Source organism: Cytobacillus sp. MT66 (assembly GCF_058792595.1).
In genome coordinates, this window is record NZ_JBXAFB010000001.1 from 520927 (window position 1) to 539704 (window position 18778).

Consider the following 18778-nt stretch of genomic DNA (forward strand, 5'->3'; position numbering starts at 1 on the left):
CTGCTCTTGACTGGTAAGTTTTTCAAATAAACTCTTATTCTAGTAACATTGATACCGGAACAATTTCATATCCTTCATTTATTAACTTATCAATAATCTCAGGTAAAGCCTTAATTGTTCCATCAAGCGTGCCTGTGATTGAATAAAAGCAGTGCTGTAAAATAATTGCCCCTTCTGTTAAATCTCTGTCTACGATTGAAATAATTTCTTCAGTTGTTAATCCTGACCAATCCAGTGTATCTACTGACCACAAAATCACTTTATAACCTAAATCATTGATTATTTGAATGTCCATATTAGTAAAAAGACCATAAGGCGGACGAAGGATTGATGTTGATTTTCCCATGTATGACCTGATTACGGCTTCGGTGGATTCAATTTCATTTTTAATCTCAGAAGCTGTTAGTTCTATAAAATTTGGATGGCTCCAGCTATGGTTGCCTACCTCATGTCCCTCATTAATCATTCTCTTAAATATTTCTGGATGGTAAGAGATTTGCTGACCAATGACAAAAAACGTTGCTGGGACTTTTTTGTCAAAGAGAATGTCCAATATTCTAGGAGTATTAATATTATCTGGTCCGTCATCAAAGGTTAAAGCTGCCCTTTTTTTATTTTTATTGATCCGTCCTTTATAAAAAACAGTTTCGTCATTTTTACAAGAAGGGCCGGTTAATAAACTTATGGATTGATTTGGACATTCTAAAATTGAGAATCCTAGCTTTTGACTGACATATTGAAACGGGATAAAGATTTTTCCACCATATTTAAATGGCGTCGCAGCGATCGTGTCGTATTTTATTTGATTATCTTCTTCTAATAAGACCACAAAATGATTTACATATAATGTTATGGTTATATTATTTTTTTTCAGTGTTATTGATGGCTCTGAACTTGGTAGCCATCCACATAAATATCCATGGTTTGTACATTCATTATTTTTTCACCAACTGCCTGTATCCATTTAATTTGATTATTAAAGAACCTTGAATATTGTATGTACACGTCAGAAAGATGTATAGGAAGTCTGCCCCAATACATCACACAAATGGGTTTAAATGATTAAAGTCACATCATAAAAAGAAGGGTATCTATGTATACCTTTTTTTCGTTCTAACATATATTAAATCATCATCTACAGCAGGGGAGAACGACATGAAAGATAAATTCTTAACACCTATTTACTATGGAAATGAAGCCTTTCCAATGATTTCTTTTATGGTAAATGTGGCTTGGGGAAATGAGCATCTAATAAATTTATTAAATTTACTAAAGATGAAGAATATTAGTCTTACTTTTTTCCTCGAAGGAAGATGGGTGGAACAAAATCGTAAGTTGGCCACTATGATTAAAGATTACAATCATGAGATTGGGAATCACGCCTATTCTCACGAGGATATGAGAAACCTATCGGCAGAAGACATTCATTTGGAGATTTCTAAGACAAATAAAATAATAAACGAAGTATTAGAGGTAATCCCTAAATACTTCACCCCTCCCTATGGATACTTTGATACAAGAGTTATTGAAGCAGCTGCACAAATGAATATGGCAACGATTCTATGGTCCCTGGATACAATAGATTGGAAAATTGAAAATCCCAATGAGATTATTAATAATATTGTTCCAAACATCCAAAATGGCTCAATCATTTTGATGCACCCAACTGAATCCTCGCTTAAAGCATTACCATATATCATTGATAAAGCTTTGGAAAATAACTATAAAATTGTAAGCATCAATGAGATGTTAAAGTTTTAAAAGAGATTCTTTATTTTCCTCGGAGAGGAGTAGAAAAATGAATAATAATGAGAAGACTACATTCACAAAATACGTGGTAAAAGAAGGAGATACTTTATGGGGTCTTGCAAATAAATTTGGCGTTACCATCAGTCAATTGAAAGAACTGAATAATCTTACATCTGATACCATTATTACCGATCAGGTACTAACCATTAAAGAATTACCCGAAATGGATAACCTCATCCTCCCGTCAGATATAAAAAATAATGATCGGATCTTAAATTGGATAACACCCATAAAAAACTATTCGCTAAAATATGAAATTCCTTTTCCAATTTTATTTGGTATGATGGTCGCTGAGAGCAGTGGTGACCCCTATGCAGTATCCAAAAAAGGAGCCATTGGATTAATGCAATTATTACCGCAGACCGCCAATTGGTTATCTATCAACCCATGTGATCCCATACAATCGATTGAAGGGGCGGCCAGGTATGTAAAAGAGCTTTTTGAAGAGTTTAAGGATTGGGAACTTGCCGTTGCTGCCTATAATGCCGGGCCTGATCAAGTAAAAAAGTATGGAGGCATCCCCCCGATTGAAGAAACTCAAGAGTATATCCAAAGGGTCTTTTCTTTATCTAATGACAAATAAAAAAACACCTTCTGAAGAAACCAGAGGTGGAGGTGAACCCTTTAAGTGGACAAGCATTCCAACTTAGAGGGTTTAATATTTTCCTGCGAATAAAGGAAAAAAGGTTTTATAGTTTGCGATACATACTCAGTTTGATAATATACTGCCTATTAATTTTACCGTTTCATATAACTCGATTTCGTTTGATTCTTTATTACAAAGAAAACCCATAAGCAAAATTGTCGTTTCAGGCTTCAAGGTTTCTTTTACTGTCTGAACAAATTGATCAATAGTGGGAATGTCTACAATATGATCTTTTGGGAGTCCTGATGCTGCGGCCCCTTGTCCAATGTACTTGCCATCTTGTCCAAAAGTATAAAGGTAATGAATATTTTTCTTTGCGGCTACATATCGCCCTATCTTTTTATGTTCTTCGACCGAATAGTTTCCTAATTCAACCATATGTCCTAAAAATGCAATATTTTTCCCTTCTCCAATGTTATCTAACACATCAATGGCTGCTTTCACTGCATTTGGCTTTGCATCATAAGTGTAAGAGATTAAGGTAATTTCATCTTTAAAGCGTTGAACATTCAGCTTATAATAGTCAGGATAATTTTTACCATAGGTTTCTAACCCAAGCTGAATCTCATTAATTGTAAATCCTAAACGATCCGCAAGGGCAATAGCAAATAAAGCATTATAAACATTGTGCTTCCCAAAAACCGGGATTTTATAGGTATAGTCTATTCCATTAATAGGAACTTGAAAGATCATACCACTTTTAGTATAAGCAATTTGGCTGGCATAATAATTGGCCTCCTTTGTGAAACCAACTGTTATTATTTCACCCTTAAATCCTTGTACATTTAATAATTTTGAATTGACATCATCCCCATTTAAAAGTAATAGCCCTTTCGGCATAAGGTTTAAAATCAATTCTGACTTTGCGGAAGCTACTCCAGCTATTCCCCGATCATTAAAATTCCCAATATGAGCACTTCCTACATTTGTTATGATCCCTATGTTTGGCTGAATTAGTTGACAATGTTTTGTAATATCACCCGAGTATCTCATACCGTATTCTAAAACAACGGCTTTATAAGATGGATCTAGTTGCTTTGCATATTGAGATGTAAACCACACGTCATTCCCATTTTGATAAGATTTAAATGTTTTCCAGCGATTTTGCAAAATAGATGCAATCATTTCTTTTGTTGTCGTTTTCCCTGCACTTCCCGTAATTGCAATGATCGGCCTTTGGGTTATCGCAGTATCGGCCACTTCAAAAATCACCTCTATTTTAGTCAATTTAAATCCTGTTTCGTAATAATTTATGGTATGTCCATAATTGCAAAATAGTTACGGCTTTTTTTACATATCGCGGACAAGGTGCCTGTCCCCCTGTCCTATCGCGGACAAGGGGACCGGCACTCTGTCCTCAGCCTAATTTAAGCAAACACCTAGTGAGTCCAATCCAGAAGATGTTTATATACATAAATATGAAGAAACCTTAAATTTCTCGGGAGGATCTTCCATGGAGGCAAAAAGTGCAAAAAACAATCTCTTGATAGAAGAAAGACTAGAAGCCATATCACTGAAAGAGAATCAGGGCGGTGACCTATCAAGCTGGGATTATGTCTGTTATGTTCTGTTGGGGGTCATCTTTCCAGGTATTTTGTTAATATGGGGTTGGTTTTAGTGGATAATCAGAAGGTTAATGAGGCAGAAGGCGCTTATCCATTGCTTCCCCATGAAAGAACTTGGAGTTCACGAACTTTATTTTTGGTGTCAATTAGTACATCAGTTGCCACATGGTGCTTTTTAATTGGTGGTTATATAGGTAATTATTTAAATGCAAAAATGGGAGTGGCAGCATTAACTGCCGGAATGATGATTGGCATGCTTTTAGTATCTCTAGCTGTGATTCCGGCAACAGCAAAATACGGGATTGATAGTGTCACCTCAACTAAACCGCTTTTTGGAAACCGAGGCTGGATTATTGCATTACTGCTGCAATACTTATCTGTAATCGGCTGGAATTCCATTCTCCTCATCTTCTTCGCAAAAGCTGCTGCCCGAATGCTAATCATCACAGGAATCATTAGTGAATCTCAAAGTTCAATGTTGATATCTTCATTAGCAATAGCTGCAGTGATAACCATTTGGCTATTATTAAAATCAGGATCGAAAGCTGTAAAGAATATATCGGCGATTATTGCCATCCTGATAATTTTGGTCGGAATCTGGATGTTATATATGATGGTAAATAAATTTGGTTTTCAAGCGATTGCCGCAGCCCAACCACCCTATGCCTCACACAGCACTATATGGAATTACACAACTGGCATCGAAATCGGCTTGGTCAGTTTAATTGCCTGGTGGCCCTATGTCGGCGGGATTGTAAGAATCGTGCCAAAAGCAAGCCAAACCACCTTGCCTTCCATGCTAGGTCTTGGCTTCCCTGTTGCTGTTATGAGTACGATTGGTCTGCTGTCTGTCTTATTAATCGGTGTGCCAGATCCTACCATCTGGATGATAGAATTGGGAGGCATGATATACGGAAGTATTGTTTTAGCCTTTATAGCATTTGCAAACTTTGGATCAGCCGTTATAGGTGTTTATATATCATGTATAGGCTTGCGAAACTTAACTATTATGCAAAAACAATCATGGAACACCGTTACATTACTAACCTTGGTTCCTATATGTTTTGTGTCTGTAATGATCCCCGACCTATTTTTCGCGAAATTTGGTCATTTCCTAACACTCCTAGGTGTGTTTTTTGCTCCATTAATTGGTATCCAAATCATTGATTATTTTGTATTTCGGAAAAAACAGCTGAGTATGAAAGATCTGTATGATTCAAGCTCATCTTCCGTCTATACGTTTTGGAAAGGTTGGAACCCCGCCAGCCTTATCTCCTTAACTTGTGGTTTTGCCACCTATTTTTATTTATTAAATCCACTAACGTATGGATCAAATACACCGTATCAGTATACTACCGCTACCTTGCCATCGATGGCAGTTGGTGCTCTTGTATACTGGATAATTACTAGATTTGTAGTCATCCCTTTAGGGAGAGGCGGTTATAAGAGCAAGCAACACTGAACTGACGCTCTAAAAATTGCAGCTGATATTAAGGAAATATCATGAAAAGTATGATGAAAAGACCCCGGTTTTATTAGCTGACCGGGGATAAATGAAAACTATTTTTAAACTCACTAGCCCGCATGGCTGGACATTCTGCATCTCTTTAGGCAGTCGCTTTCATTTTATTTGCACCATACTTCCTCCGTTTGAAAAATATTTTTACATATCTGATGACAAATCGATCAAGTCCAATATAATACCTTGCTGTTCCAATAAATAACAGAATGATTTCTACCACGAAAAGCTTTGAATCTAGGCTAGCGAATCCGGCCCCCGCCATTATAAAGTTAAGATTCATAAAGGCACCAGCAACTAATGCCGGAATGGTTGCCAACCCTAAGATTAATCCTAAGCCGACAAGGAATTCTCCCCAAGGGATCAGGATGTTAAAAAACTCTATATAGGGTAAGGCAAATCCTTCAAGGAAGCCTGCATACCAGCCTTGGACTGCAGGATGATCACCGCCGGCATTTGCAATAGCTCCCTGTAAAAATCCGCTTGCGTCAAATCCTCCAGAACTAATTTTATAATACCCCTGTTCAATCCATTGAAGTCCTAGCCAAATTCGCAATATTGACCAAACGAAAGCCAGTTTTGTTCCATTTAAATGTTTTTTCATGATGAGTTTCTCCTTTTCATTGTGAATGATTTCACAAATAAAACCAAAATTTTTTTGGAAATGCCACGGCTGAAAACCTTCAGATTAAAGTCATACGGCAACGCATGAAAGTTATATTTCTTACTAAGGAAATGGGCGCCAATAACTCGCCCATTTCCCCTTCAGAAACTGAGCCTACCCTTAGTCTATTACTTTAAGTGAGAGTTTCATGCCCTCATGGTCTTCAATTGCGCCACATATGGTTGAGCATATGAGATCGTATTCTCCAGGTTTATCTGCTGTGAACTCGACTGGTTCGCCCGCGCTAAGGTCAATTCCTAATTCTTCATTAGTAATCGTATGTACCCCTTCTTCGTTCACTAAATTGATTCTAACGTTTGTCCCTTTTTTAATAGTCAATTCTTTATCTGCATTAAACTCCCAGTTCATTGCTGTAATTGTAAATTCCTCTGCATCTGAAGCTGTTGCTGTTTCAGCAGTTTCTCCTTGAGTGGAACCACTTGTTTCTTCTGGTGCTGCTGCAGCTTGTTCAGTTTCTTCTTGTGTCGAACCGCTTGTTTCTTCATCTGCACCCCCGCAAGCTGCCAGCCCTACTGATAATGCCCCCGCTAATATAAATAAACCAAGTTTTTTCATGGTATTTCGTCTCCTTTCAATTTTTATACCTTTATTTTAATGAGCTTACCCATCCATTTCCTTGATGCAGGTCAAGATATCTTGGCTGCAGGCAATTCTCTATTACATTTTTCAAGACCTTTAATAGTCATAAAAAAAGAAGCAGAGATTCCCCTGCTTCTTTCAATCATTTATTTTCAAATAAAAGCTATTCCACTGTTTTGAATAATCGATCCGTCCCCATGTTGTTTAAATCTTCACTTCACGCAATGTTAAGGAATAATCGCCAACTTGTCCTTTTTGATATAAATTTGTAATCGAGGTAGAATATTGCTGAATGGTTCCTCTAAACGATAAGGGTAGATCAGGTACCTTCACATCAAATGTCCCTTCATATAGCAGCGTTGCTATGTCATGGTACTCCTCGCTCGTGACTTCAAAACCAACTGAAATTTCATTGAAGTTATTTACTTTGCTGTGTTCAAAACTGTGTACCTTAACCAAAGTATTATTTAAGATAATTTCTTTTACCATAGAATTTTTTCCCCTATCGTTATTTACTTGTTTTTCTACGGACCACAGGAGCCACTTCAGTTGCCAGCAATTCAATACCTTTTGCTACATTCGTAAAGGGTTGACCGCCAATATCTAACTGGGCGAGGAAACGCTGGTGTCCGTAGAGTTCGTATTGTTGAAGGATCTTTTCGATAACTTGCTGTGGACTTCCCACGAACAAAGCCGTATCCGGACTAGCCATATGTTCAAAGTCATCCCTTGACATCCTTGTCCCCATTCCACGCTGACGGTTCACATATTCCCAGTAATTAGAATAATAAGGATAAAACTCGTCTTTTGCTTCCTGGGTAGTCTTGGCTAAATAGGTATGGCCAGTTACCCCAACCTTCAATGTTTCTGGTGCATGTCCAGCTTGGCTTCCAGCTTGACGGTAAAAATCGACAAGCGGCTTAAAACGTCTTGGATTTCCACCCAAAATAGCTAAAGCCATTCCTGCCCCAAATCTTCCAGCCCGAACAGCACTCTCAGGTGTACCGCCAACTCCAATCCAAACGGGTATTTTTTCTTGTGCCGGTCTAGGGGCAATATCAGCATTCCTTAAAGGAGAACGGAACTTCCCCGACCATGAGACAGTCTCATTTTGATTCAGTTGTAATAGAAGCTCCATATGCTCCTCAAACAATTCATCATAATCGTCTGTACGATAACCAAAAAGAGGAAATGATTCTATAAAAGCCCCTCGGCCAGCCATTATTTCTGCTCGGCCATCCGAAAGTAAATCCAATGTGGCAAAATCTTCGAATAGACGAACAGGATCAAGCGTACTTAAAACACTTGTTGTACTTGTAAGTCTAATTTGTTTTGTTGCTTGTGCTGCACCAGCCAATAGAACCGCTGGAGAAGAAGAAGCATAATCCAAACGATGATGTTCTCCGATGCCAAATACATCTAATCCCGCCTCATCCGCTAATTTAGCGGTTTGGATGATTTCTTTAACTCTTTCCTTTGCCGTTATCGTTTTCCCGGTAAGTGGGTCCGGGCCGATATCAGCAAGTGTGTATATGCCAATTTCAATACCCTTACATCCATTAACAGCCAATCAACTACATCCCCATTCTTTTAGTTACTTTATGTAAGTTAGTATATTTATACAAATAAATAATGTCAAAGAAAAAGGACAGAGGGACAGGCACTCTGTCCGCGGATTAATCCTCAATGGAACTTAGAAAATGTGCCTTCATAGGATTAATGATTAATTGCTTCTTTCCTAGTTTATTTGTAAACTTTTGTGGGTTTGCACTTGCTTCCAATAGGTTTGCAAAACATGCTCGACAATCGTTTCGGCCGCATTAGGAACATGTATATTATCTAATGATGCTTTCATTTCCTGCAATTTAGTATGATTCAGCACTAGACGATTTAGTCCCTTAACAAGATGTTCCGTCTTTTCAAATGAGATCGCTGCCCCATTACTTTGAAAAAACACGGCATTTTCTTTTTCTTGACCTGGTGTTGCTTTTAATAAAACGATTGGAATATTTTTCACCATTGCTTCTGTTAGAGTAATTCCCCCCGGTTTCGTAACAACACATGTGGCTAGCTGCAGCAGTTCAGCCATATGGGAAACATAGCCAAACACTTGAATATGGTTTTCATACTGATATTTATATTGCAGCTGTTCGTACAATTGTTTATTATTGCCGCAAACAATTAATATCTGAACTTTTTCATCTCTCTCTAGATTTTCACAAATATAGCTTATCTCTTTTGAAACACCATGGGCTCCGGCAATCAGTAATATCGTCTTTAAATTCTTATTAACTTTGTACTTATCGATAAGATAGGGAAGAGAATAGGTTTGTTGAAATTGATTCCGTACAGGAATTCCCGAAACAACAATTTTTCTTTTATCAATGCCTCTATCCACTAGCTGTGACTCTAGCAGTGGAGTAGCCACAAAATATTTATCTGTCTTAGGGTGAAGCCATGAATAATGCAGACAGTAATCTGTGATGACATGATAAGTGGGTATCGTCCTGTTTGTCTTTGATAAATAATATTGGACCGTTTGAATCGGAAAGGTATTAATAATGGCGTCAGGCCGTTCCTTAGTAATGATTTTACTTAATTCCGTATAACCATATGGAAAATGAATGGGTAATTTACGTTTAGAAATTTCTTGACTGCCATAATAAAAAAATCGATATAATTGTCCTCCGCCTTTTGTAAAGCTTTTCAAATATAGCTTTTTAGTAAACTCATGTAATCGTGGGTTTGTTTCTTGATAGATATCTTTTACAACAACATGTGCATTCTTTTTTAGAGTAAATTGTTCTTCAAGCGCTCGGGCTGCTTGTAAATGTCCGTTGCCATAATTAGTTGTCAAAATTAATACTTTTGGCTTTTTCATTAGTTAAAACCCACTCCTCTAATTTTCATCAGCTGTTTGGTATCAAAGAGCCTTAGGCTGGGATTCGCTCTTTTCCTTTTACTACAAGTCTAAAACTGTCTATCAGCTTTTCGAAGATTTCATCCCATGACAAAGTCTCAGCAAATCTTCGGGCTTCGCTTGAAAAAGATAATCGCAGTAAATGATCTTCTAATAATAGGGATGTATACCGGGCAAACTCCTCACTATTCTTTGGTTCACATAAAAATCCACTAAACCCGTTGTTGACTAAATGTTTAACACCGCCAGCATTAGCTCCTATCACTGGCAAACCGGAAGAAAGTGCTTCTAAGACCACATTGCCAAACGTTTCTGTTGGAGATGGGAATATAAATAGATCACTAGATGCATAGAGTTGAGCTAATTGCTCCCCCTCCATAAATCCGGTCCAGGTGACTTTTGTCTTATACTGCTCTGATAATGCTGGGAGCAGCGGGCCATCTCCAACAATCACTAAGTGTGTTTCTTTCTTAATGTGCTCTGGCAGAGATTGAAATGTTTCTAGAACAATCTGAATATCTTTCTCGGGCGCGATCCTTCCAACATAAAGCAAGATATTTTTTTCCTTTATTTGAAATTGCTCTTTAAACAAAGTTCTTGAACGCTTGGCTGGTGTGTAGGCTTGAGGATTTACCCCTCTGCCCCACAAATCAATGTCATGATGTATATTTTTGGATAGTAGTTTTTCTTTTGTGCTTTGTGAAGGAACATATACTTTTTCGAAAGGACGGTGGAACCAATTCATATATTTCCATATCCATTTCTTTAAAAAAGATAAATGATAATATTCGAGGTACTCATCAAAGTGCGTGTGGTAAGAGGCAATCATCGGAATATCGTATTTTCTTCCATAATGAAGTCCAAATAAACCGAGATTAAATGGTGTGGCGATATGAATTAATGTAGGCTTGAAATCGCCTAACGTTTGTTTAATGTGCAGTGGATTTGGTAGAGCTACCCGACAATCGCTATACAATAAGAATGGAATACTTGTAAATCGCTGAACTTGAGGTACAGGCGGTACCGGTGTACTGCATTCAGGAACAAATAAGCGATATTCAATGCCGTGTTTTTCCAGATAATCAGTGTAGCGCTTTAACGTTCGAGCAACTCCATTAATCTCCGGTGCATAAGTATCTGAAAAAATTGCAATCCGCATTTTCTCACACTCCCATTCACGTGCAGAATTTTTATGATCACCTCTACTTTACAAAATGAATGTGAACACAATATTGAAATCTTATTAAATTTACTGTTTAAATTTAACATTATTATAAAATCAGCTTAACATTTCGAGATTATGATGAAGGTGTGGGTTTTGCTTTTACTGGGAGCTTACAATGAAAATGAGGAGGGATTGCAGTGAAACGTATTGGCACGTGGATTGCAGCCAATGACCGGTATGCCTTTCACTTTATTAATCACAAATTAAAGTGTAAATTGTTTGACTTTTTATTGCCAAAATTAACTCATTTAGGCGGCGCGTTATGTACGATCTCCTCCTTACTGCTTATCATTTTATTATCAGATTCCATTATTCGAATGCTGGCATTCAAAGCTCTTCTTTCTCTTGCGGTTAGTCATATTATTGTTCATATAATTAAGAAGGTTTATTGCCGTGAACGTCCCTATGTTACATTGTCTGCCGCCAATTTAGGTGCTCATCCGCTTAAGGATTATTCTTTTCCTTCTGGTCATACAACAGCTGTCTTTTCAATTTCTATTGTATTTGCCTTACATTCTTTGCTTCTAGCTATCATACTAGTACCTCTTGCTATGTTAATCGGATTCTCTCGAATGTATCTCGGGTTACATTACCCAACTGATTGTATGGCTGGCGCACTGCTTGGAACATGCAGCTCACTGTTTTTCTATTTTTTCGTATCGTTTTAAAATGAACAAAGCCAAAGCAGCTCATGATTCCATCTGCTTTGGCTTTCCTCTTGCTTTAAACAACCTTTTCCAGCAATCTAACCAATGGTCGCCCAATCGAGACATACTCAACATCTGCTAGTTGAGCCTCCTCAATCGAGTAGCAATTTCGTCCATCAAAAATAACCGCTTTTTTCATGAGGGTTTTATATTGCTTGATAGGGAATTGTTTAATTTCCTCCCACTCTGTCGCAATGACTGCTCCATCCGCATCTGTTAAAGCTGCATCGATCGTTTTGGCATACACAACTTCCTCAGGCAAATATTTTTTTGCTTGTTCCATACTTATTGGATCATAAGCAACAACGTTTGCCCCTTTTTTTAACAATTCCTCGATAATAAGAATGGAAGGGGCTTCCCTCATATCATCGGTGTTAGGTTTAAAGCTTAGTCCAAGAACGGCCATTTTTTTGTTAAATAGGGAAGGAAGATGCTTGGTTATTTTTTCAAACAGAAGATGTGGCTGTTTATTATTTACATTAATAACAGCCTTAAGCAGCTCAAAGTCATGCTGTACATTTCCTGCAAGCTGAACAAGTGCTTTCGTATCTTTCGGAAAGCAAGAACCGCCATAACCCAGTCCTGCACGCAAAAAAGACTTTCCTATTCGGTGATCTAGCCCCATTCCGTAAGAAACAGCTCCAACGTCTGCCCCCGTTCTTTCACATAAATTAGCAATCTCGTTAATAAAGCTTATTTTGGTTGCTAAAAAGGCATTCGATGCATATTTAATTAATTCGGCACTGCGTATCGTGGTTTTAAAAATTGGTATTTGAAAAGGCTTATTTATATTTTCAATGATGGCAGCGGCTTCTTCATTATCAGATCCGATCACAATTCGATCCCCGTTAAATGTATCATGTAACGCTTGACCCTCTCTTAAAAACTCCGGATTAGAGACAATATCTAATGGAACTTCGGTAAGTTCATTCATAATCGATTTTATATATTCATTGGTACCAACAGGGACAGTGCTTTTTATAACAATAACAACCCGGCTTTTTATGTTTCTAGCAATCTCAATCGCAGCTTGCTTAAGATAGCCTAAATTCGCTGTCCCATCATCTTTCGCAGGTGTGCCAACAGCAATATAAATAACCTCTGCATCATCAAAAGCTAAAGCCGCATTCGTTGTAAAGTTAATTTGCCCGCTTTTTATTTGCGGCAGCAGCATTTCTTCTAAACCAGGTTCATAAATAGGCGATTTTCCTTTTTTCAATAAAGCTATTTTGGCATGATCTACATCAATACAAGTCACTTCATGTCCAATTTCAGCAAACGCTACCCCTGTCACTAAACCAACATAGCCTACTCCAACAACAGTAATCTTCATTAACCAAAAACCTCCATCTTTTTCATGTCTGCTTTTAATCTTTCTTTAAAAGCTCTTCCATGTACGAGCGCAGTCTTGATTGAAGATCTTTTCGTTCTAAGCTAAATCGATGGCAGCTACATAAGACCCAAAGCAGTTTTCAATCCACTATTATTTTACCAAGAGTTTATTAAGCCCCTGTAAAGGTGAGGTAAAGTTAACTGAATCTTTTTAAATTAATGTATGGGTTACAATTTGTTCGTAAACCTCATTTGAACGTTCTTCAGTAATTAAATGCCCTGTTTTTTCGTAGGTAATAATCTTGGCATTAGGCAAGTCATTTGCTAATTGATAGCCAATATTGACTGGAACTACTTTATCTTCTTTCCCCCAAAGCAATAATGTAGGGATCGAAATATTTTTTAATTCTTTACTAGATAGATCACCTTCACGGTGCCTTAAAAGTCTCATTAGCGCTATGTAAAACCCATCTTCCTGCAATGGTTTTCCAAATTCCACAATATGGTTTTCTGTAATAAGAGAAGGCTGATAAAATACATTTTCCAAATGTTCTCTGACTTCCTTACTTTGAACCTTTCTCCTTACGTAATAGTGAAAAAAAGGAAGATAGGTACAGAGGACTAAAGCTTTGTTTGCTCTTTTTAAATAGCCAGAACTCGATAATAACACCAACTTCTTTATTTTCTCGGGAATGATTTTTGCTGTATATAAAGCAATTTGTCCCCCCATCGAGTGTCCAGCTACATTCACATCTTTCAAATTAAAATACTCAATACAATCAGCAACGACTTTTGCGTAATTTTGAAAGGAATAAACAAAGGAAGCTGATTTTTCACTTCGGCCAAATCCAGGCAAATCAATAACAATGATTGAAAAATGTTCTTTTAACAAAGGGATAAGAAGATTAAAAGTATAAATAGAGGAGGCAAATCCATGAATTAACAAAAGAGGAGGCTTATCACTTAACGAGTATTCACAATAAATTTTCACATTGCAAAGCTTGATATACCTTTGATTCCATTCCATCCTTCACACCTCCAACACCGTTTGTTAGAGATATTTTGTACATTTCAACCTTCCAGCATGCAAAAAGGACAAGGGGACAGGCACTCTGTCCCGTTGTTCCATTCTTTGCTAGTCATAACACGCGGTCATAGGACGGAGATGCGTTTACATGAGTTAACCACTGCAATCTTATGAAAGCTAATCGGTTTTAATAAAAACAGATTAGCCATTTCCATGGTTCATGAAAAAAAGCAAACAATGCCAGGCACTGTTCGCCATTAGTAAGGGCTTAGAAAAATATGTAAGTCCCCTGCCATTCATATGAACCTTTCGCTAGCAACTAAATACGCATTAATGCGCCATTAGGCTTTGGTAACTCTTGTTCAGATATCTTATTCATTTTACAAAAATAATCAAAAAATCGTTGGGCCAGCTCTCGATCATTTGGGTCACTCTTCAAAGAAACAATATCACGCAAAATTTGTGCCATCCATAAATTATCAAAATAACGGTATTTCCCTGAATTCCAAGTCATTTTGTGGGGAAACTTTTCATTTTCATAGTAATTCCAGAATAGCATCTGATCTGATTCCGCTTCTGTCAGTTGGAGCCTGTATTCTGAATGTGCAGGTATATATCCATCTTCACAAAGTTTACCGATAAAATTTTCATTTACCATATAAACCCCTAAGATGCGTCTGTCTTTTTCAGGAGTACCTGGATCTATAGCAGTTAAAAGACAAGCGCTATTTTGGTGAAGGCGGGTTGGTTTGTTTGGCTTCCCTTTGTTATTGCCGCTTTTTATCATGCCTGAAAAAACTTTCCACTCTGAGAAAGAACTATTCTGTTCTTCTGGGTCACACCAAAAAACCATTTGTGATTGAGGATGAAGTTTATGATTTTTCATAAGTTTTTCATGCTCAATGCGAAGCTGCTGATTTTTACGCTGCAGTTTTTTCTCTTCTTCCTTCTTCCATTCTTCTCTCTTTCGTTCCAGTTCTTTTTCTTGTATAACCTTTTCAAGTGAATAAGCAGCACTTTGATCTTGCAATTTTAGATGCTTTTCAAATACATCGGGGAAAACAAACTTTTTATTCTCCGACGCAAAATGTATTTCAATAACAGAATCATTATGTTTAACAATACTGCCCATGCCGAAACGCTTGTGTGTCACTTTCTTATTGATTAGATTCATTTTTTTAGTCCTCCTTGTAGAATAACAACTCATTTACTAAATGACAGTGAATGGGTCATTTTATTTTATTAAACTAACTTCCTTAAAAGCCCACACAATTGTTTGTCTTTCTTCAATTAAAAAAGGATATTAAAAAAAACGCATCCATCATTCTTTCTGCAAAAAAAAACAGCAGAAATTTGAAATACGTTAGAAATACGATTGAAAAAACAACTGTAACAATATTTTAACATTTTTTCGAAAAAAATGCAATTTTATTATTGACAAAGCATTTATTTCTGTTGTAGAATAAAAATTTTATTTCCTAAAACGCTGTGACTATTCCTAAATTTTTAGCAACAGCTCAATGTATTAAATCCAAATTTAACGATTTTTTGATTTAAATCGATTAACAGAAAATTAATAAAAAAAAATAAAATTAGGGTTTGCTGCTTTCCTGTGTTATACTTAGTCTACCATTTGTACTTTTACTGTGTTTCATGTTGTTCTTGTAAAAGCCCTATTCATTTATTGAATAGGGCTTTTTGGTTTTACAGCCATAGTAAAAAGATATGCACAAAAAAACAGCCCCTAAATTTAGGGGCTGTCCTCAGCTTTTATTAAGCTTTTTGAACGTTTTTAGCTTGTGGTCCACGTTGTCCTTGTTCGATTTCAAAAGTGACACTTTGACCTTCGTCTAAAGATTTGAAACCTTCACCTTGAATTGCAGAGAAATGTACGAATACGTCTTCTCCAGCTTCACGCTCGATAAATCCAAAACCTTTTTCTGCATTAAACCATTTAACTTTACCTTGTTCCATCATTGTTTCCTCCTAGTGCGGTATCCCACACATGTGTTACTATCCTTGCTCAAATACTTTAGACGAAAAACAAAATGTATTCTCGATCCGAAATAGAACAAAAATAATTCTTTCTTAGAATAACAGATAAATCATGAAAAAGCAAATACCATGAGCCAATTTTAAGATATGTTTTTTAAAACCTTCCTAATCCGCCTTATCGTGAAGCTTTTGGCGGCTGGCACACATCACATTTACGCTGGTGATTATTTTTAAATTTCGTAAATGTTTTTTCAAAATTGCTGCCACACTCACACTTAAATAATAACTTTTGTGAGAAACCGTGAAACTCCGTGCTCAGCAGCTTACTTTCCGAATTTTTTTCAACGAAATCTCTAATTTTTTCGATCGTCCATCGTTTGTTCATCTGTCATGCACCTCCAAATCAGAAAAAATAATTATAACATAAGCTTACACACAATGGAATCACAGGAACGGTTCTTATGTTTCCTAGCGAAAACACAAGAATCGTCTCCCGTGTTATAAAAAGAATATCAAATTTTTACAAAAATATACAAAGTCTTAATATAGGCGATATCAAACAATGTTAATGTGAAATATGTTCAGTTATTGTATTTTAATAGAAAAATAGATTAGGAGGACTCGTAAATGAAGAAAAGAATTCCTTTTGCAACTTTAACATCAGCAGCACTTATAATAAGTATGTTAGCTGCACCTGCAGCTCCTTTAGCTGAGGAGATTCAGCCAGAAACCTCAAATTATACTCTATCAATCATGCATACTAATGATACACATGCGAGAGCAGAAACAGCACCCAACCGCATCACAGCGATTAAAGAAGTAAGAGCGGAAAAACCAGCATCCGTATTACTAGATGCAGGGGATGTTTTCACAGGCACTCTCTACTTTAATGAATACCAAGGACAAGCTGACCTAGAATTAATGAATCTAGCAGGCTATGATATGATGACTTTCGGAAACCATGAATTTGATCTTGGTTCAAGCAAGGATGGCCACAAAGCTCTTGCTGATTTTATTAAAGGAGCCCAGTTCTCATTTGTTAGTGCGAACGCTGATTTTTCAGCTGATGAAAATCTCAAAGGGTTATTCTCTGACCTCGTCTCAAGTGAACCTGAAAAGGGAAAAATCTATAATGGAATCGTGATAGAAATTGACGGTGAAAAGGTAGGGTTCTTCGGGCTAACAACCGCTGAAACAGCAGCTCTTTCAAGTCCTGAAGCAGTTAAATTTGAAGAATATAAGGCAGCAGCAGAAAAAGCGGTAAAAGCTTTTGAAGAAATGGGCGTTAATAAAATTGTGGCTGTGTCTCATATCGGATATGACGATGCGGCAGCAATTGATAATGATTTAACATTAGCAGCAGAAGTTGATGGGATTGACATTATCGTTGGCGGGCACAGCCATACTCAATTGGACAAGCCCGTTGTTGTAGACAAGGATGAAAATGGCGCTGCTAAAGACCCAACTGTCATCGTTCAAGCTGCTTCTCAAGGTGATTACCTGGGAACCGTTGACGTTGGATTTGACGATAACGGAAAAGTAGTTAATCAAGCCGGTGAATTAATTAAGGTTGGAGACAAAAAAGCAGACGCTGAAGCATTAGAAATTTTAAATAAATACAAACCACAAGTTGATAAAGTTGCTGCAACAGAAATAGGCGTAACAACAGATGTCACATTAGAAAACCCTCGTACAAATGGTGATAATACACAGCCAAGTGTACGTAAAAATGAAACGGTTCTTGGCAACTTGATTACGGATGGCATGTTAGCAAAAGCGAAAGAATTTACGGGCAATGGCCATATCATTATGGCTCTTCAAAACGGCGGCGGGATCCGCGCTGCTATTGAAGCAGGTCCAATTACAAATGGTGAAGTGATTACGGTTCTTCCATTCGGTAATACTTTAGCAACTATGGAATTGACAGGCGCTGAATTGAAAGAGGCATTTGAAGTCAGCTTCTCTAAGTACCCTGCAGAAAACGGCGGTTTCTTACATGCTGCTGGCGGTAAAGTACAATTTGATTCCTCTAAGGCAGCTGGTAAACGTGTAGTATCTATTGAATATAAAAAAGCAGATGGAACTTATGCACCCGTTCAGGACAATGAAACATACACAATCGCAACCAACGCATTCACAGCTAAAGGCGGAGACGGCTATGATGTATTCAAAATGGCTTATGATGAAGGCCGCGTAACGGACTTAGGTCTTTCCGATTGGGAAAACTTAGCTGAACATTTATTAAGCCTTGATCGAATTCCGACAATTACAGAAGACCGTATTGTTGATATTTACGGTGCCGTACAACCTGAGCCACATCCGCAAGAGCCTGTGAAACCAGGTAAGCCTGGCGAAACACCAAAGGTGTATTGGGATGGCCTATTATTGAAAAAAGGACAAATTGGCCGCATCACCATTGAAAAGCCAATCAATCTATGGAAAAAAGATGCTAATGGTAAACTAAGCTTCGTTCGCATCTTAAAACCAGGTGAAGTCTATCGAGTTTACGGATATGACAACGAATACTTCGGCCAATACGGTGTCGGTGCTGGTCACTATGTAACCAATATGAAAGGCTATGTAAAATACGAGACACCTTCTAAGGCTAAATTGGCTCAGTTGGATCAATAAATATTTTTAAAAAAGCACATCAAGCAGGTTTTTGCCTGTGCCTGATGTGCTTTTTATGTTTTCAGGGACCCCTATTTTTTAAAACCTTTTGTGCTAAAAACAGTTGCCTTTGTAAAGGTTTAGGAAGCTAGCAGAATG

Annotated in this window: 19 protein-coding genes; 6 read left to right on the plus strand and 13 right to left on the minus strand. The window is 37.4% G+C overall.

Annotation, left to right across the window (positions count from 1 at the left end):
* Nucleotides 1–34: 34 nt before the first annotated feature.
* Nucleotides 35–829: a polysaccharide deacetylase family protein gene (locus AC1Q59_RS02525; protein ID WP_492364196.1), complete on the minus strand. Its 795-nt coding sequence runs from the start codon at nucleotides 827–829 to the stop codon at nucleotides 35–37.
* A 326-nt stretch (nucleotides 830–1155) separates the two neighbouring features.
* Between AC1Q59_RS02525 and AC1Q59_RS02530 the strand changes: the two genes are divergently transcribed.
* Entirely contained in the window at nucleotides 1156–1761 is a 606-nt protein-coding gene (locus tag AC1Q59_RS02530; RefSeq protein ID WP_492364197.1) for a polysaccharide deacetylase family protein, read from the plus strand.
* A gap of 37 nt (nucleotides 1762–1798) precedes the next feature.
* Nucleotides 1799–2392 (plus strand): lytic transglycosylase, encoded by a 594-nt coding sequence (locus AC1Q59_RS02535; RefSeq protein ID WP_492364198.1) that lies wholly within the window; start codon nucleotides 1799–1801, stop codon nucleotides 2390–2392.
* A 126-nt stretch (nucleotides 2393–2518) separates the two neighbouring features.
* Here the strand turns inward: AC1Q59_RS02535 and AC1Q59_RS02540 are convergent, their stop codons facing one another.
* Nucleotides 2519–3682, minus strand: a complete 1164-nt coding sequence (locus AC1Q59_RS02540; RefSeq protein WP_492364199.1) for a UDP-N-acetylmuramoyl-tripeptide--D-alanyl-D-alanine ligase — start codon at nucleotides 3680–3682, stop codon at nucleotides 2519–2521.
* A gap of 226 nt (nucleotides 3683–3908) precedes the next feature.
* Between AC1Q59_RS02540 and AC1Q59_RS02545 the strand changes: the two genes are divergently transcribed.
* The gene (locus AC1Q59_RS02545) at nucleotides 3909–4073 is read left to right on the plus strand and encodes a hypothetical protein (RefSeq protein ID WP_492364200.1); all 165 of its coding nucleotides are present in this window, start codon (nucleotides 3909–3911) and stop codon (nucleotides 4071–4073) included.
* Nucleotides 4073–5482, plus strand: a complete 1410-nt coding sequence (locus AC1Q59_RS02550) for a cytosine permease (protein WP_492364201.1) — start codon at nucleotides 4073–4075, stop codon at nucleotides 5480–5482. The genes AC1Q59_RS02545 and AC1Q59_RS02550 overlap by 1 nt, the downstream gene beginning before the upstream one ends.
* Before the next feature lie 145 nt (nucleotides 5483–5627).
* Here AC1Q59_RS02550 and AC1Q59_RS02555 read toward each other — a convergent pair whose 3' ends face one another.
* The 6 genes from AC1Q59_RS02555 to AC1Q59_RS02580 form a co-directional block, all read right to left on the minus strand.
* Nucleotides 5628–6143 (minus strand): DoxX family membrane protein, encoded by a 516-nt coding sequence (locus tag AC1Q59_RS02555; RefSeq protein WP_492364202.1) that lies wholly within the window; start codon nucleotides 6141–6143, stop codon nucleotides 5628–5630.
* 180 nt (nucleotides 6144–6323) lie between these two features.
* Nucleotides 6324–6779, minus strand: a complete 456-nt coding sequence (locus AC1Q59_RS02560) for a cupredoxin domain-containing protein (protein ID WP_492364203.1) — start codon at nucleotides 6777–6779, stop codon at nucleotides 6324–6326.
* 228 nt (nucleotides 6780–7007) lie between these two features.
* Nucleotides 7008–7292, minus strand: coding sequence for a DUF3219 family protein (locus AC1Q59_RS02565; protein ID WP_492364204.1), 285 nt, complete (start codon nucleotides 7290–7292; stop codon nucleotides 7008–7010).
* 19 nt (nucleotides 7293–7311) lie between these two features.
* Nucleotides 7312–8373, minus strand: a complete 1062-nt coding sequence (locus AC1Q59_RS02570; RefSeq protein WP_492364205.1) for an LLM class flavin-dependent oxidoreductase — start codon at nucleotides 8371–8373, stop codon at nucleotides 7312–7314.
* A 168-nt stretch (nucleotides 8374–8541) separates the two neighbouring features.
* Entirely contained in the window at nucleotides 8542–9684 is a 1143-nt protein-coding gene (locus AC1Q59_RS02575) for an MGDG synthase family glycosyltransferase (RefSeq protein WP_492364206.1), read from the minus strand.
* Nucleotides 9685–9736: 52 nt separating this feature from the next.
* Nucleotides 9737–10882 carry a glycosyltransferase family 4 protein gene (locus tag AC1Q59_RS02580; RefSeq protein WP_492364207.1) on the minus strand — a complete coding sequence of 382 codons (1146 nt, stop codon included), beginning with the start codon at nucleotides 10880–10882 and terminating at the stop codon, nucleotides 9737–9739.
* A 203-nt stretch (nucleotides 10883–11085) separates the two neighbouring features.
* Here AC1Q59_RS02580 and AC1Q59_RS02585 point away from each other — a divergent pair, with 203 nt between their 5' ends.
* The gene (locus tag AC1Q59_RS02585; protein WP_492364208.1) at nucleotides 11086–11616 is read left to right on the plus strand and encodes a phosphatase PAP2 family protein; all 531 of its coding nucleotides are present in this window, start codon (nucleotides 11086–11088) and stop codon (nucleotides 11614–11616) included.
* Between the two features lie 55 nt (nucleotides 11617–11671).
* Here AC1Q59_RS02585 and AC1Q59_RS02590 read toward each other — a convergent pair whose 3' ends face one another.
* The 5 genes from AC1Q59_RS02590 to AC1Q59_RS02610 all read right to left on the minus strand — a co-directional run bounded on the left by AC1Q59_RS02590 (nucleotide 11672) and on the right by AC1Q59_RS02610 (nucleotide 16394).
* Nucleotides 11672–12988: a UDP-glucose dehydrogenase family protein gene (locus AC1Q59_RS02590; RefSeq protein WP_492364209.1), complete on the minus strand. Its 1317-nt coding sequence runs from the start codon at nucleotides 12986–12988 to the stop codon at nucleotides 11672–11674.
* A 210-nt stretch (nucleotides 12989–13198) separates the two neighbouring features.
* Nucleotides 13199–14014 carry an alpha/beta fold hydrolase gene (locus AC1Q59_RS02595; protein WP_492364210.1) on the minus strand — a complete coding sequence of 272 codons (816 nt, stop codon included), beginning with the start codon at nucleotides 14012–14014 and terminating at the stop codon, nucleotides 13199–13201.
* A 319-nt stretch (nucleotides 14015–14333) separates the two neighbouring features.
* Nucleotides 14334–15188 carry a malate synthase gene (locus AC1Q59_RS02600; protein ID WP_492364211.1) on the minus strand — a complete coding sequence of 285 codons (855 nt, stop codon included), beginning with the start codon at nucleotides 15186–15188 and terminating at the stop codon, nucleotides 14334–14336.
* Between the two features lie 599 nt (nucleotides 15189–15787).
* On the minus strand, nucleotides 15788–15988 hold the full coding sequence (locus AC1Q59_RS02605; RefSeq protein ID WP_492364325.1) for a cold-shock protein: 201 nt from the start codon (nucleotides 15986–15988) through the stop codon (nucleotides 15788–15790).
* A gap of 196 nt (nucleotides 15989–16184) precedes the next feature.
* Entirely contained in the window at nucleotides 16185–16394 is a 210-nt protein-coding gene (locus AC1Q59_RS02610; protein WP_492364212.1) for a hypothetical protein, read from the minus strand.
* 242 nt (nucleotides 16395–16636) lie between these two features.
* Here AC1Q59_RS02610 and AC1Q59_RS02615 point away from each other — a divergent pair, with 242 nt between their 5' ends.
* Nucleotides 16637–18640: a bifunctional metallophosphatase/5'-nucleotidase gene (locus AC1Q59_RS02615; RefSeq protein WP_492364213.1), complete on the plus strand. Its 2004-nt coding sequence runs from the start codon at nucleotides 16637–16639 to the stop codon at nucleotides 18638–18640.
* Nucleotides 18641–18778: the final 138 nt, after the last annotated feature.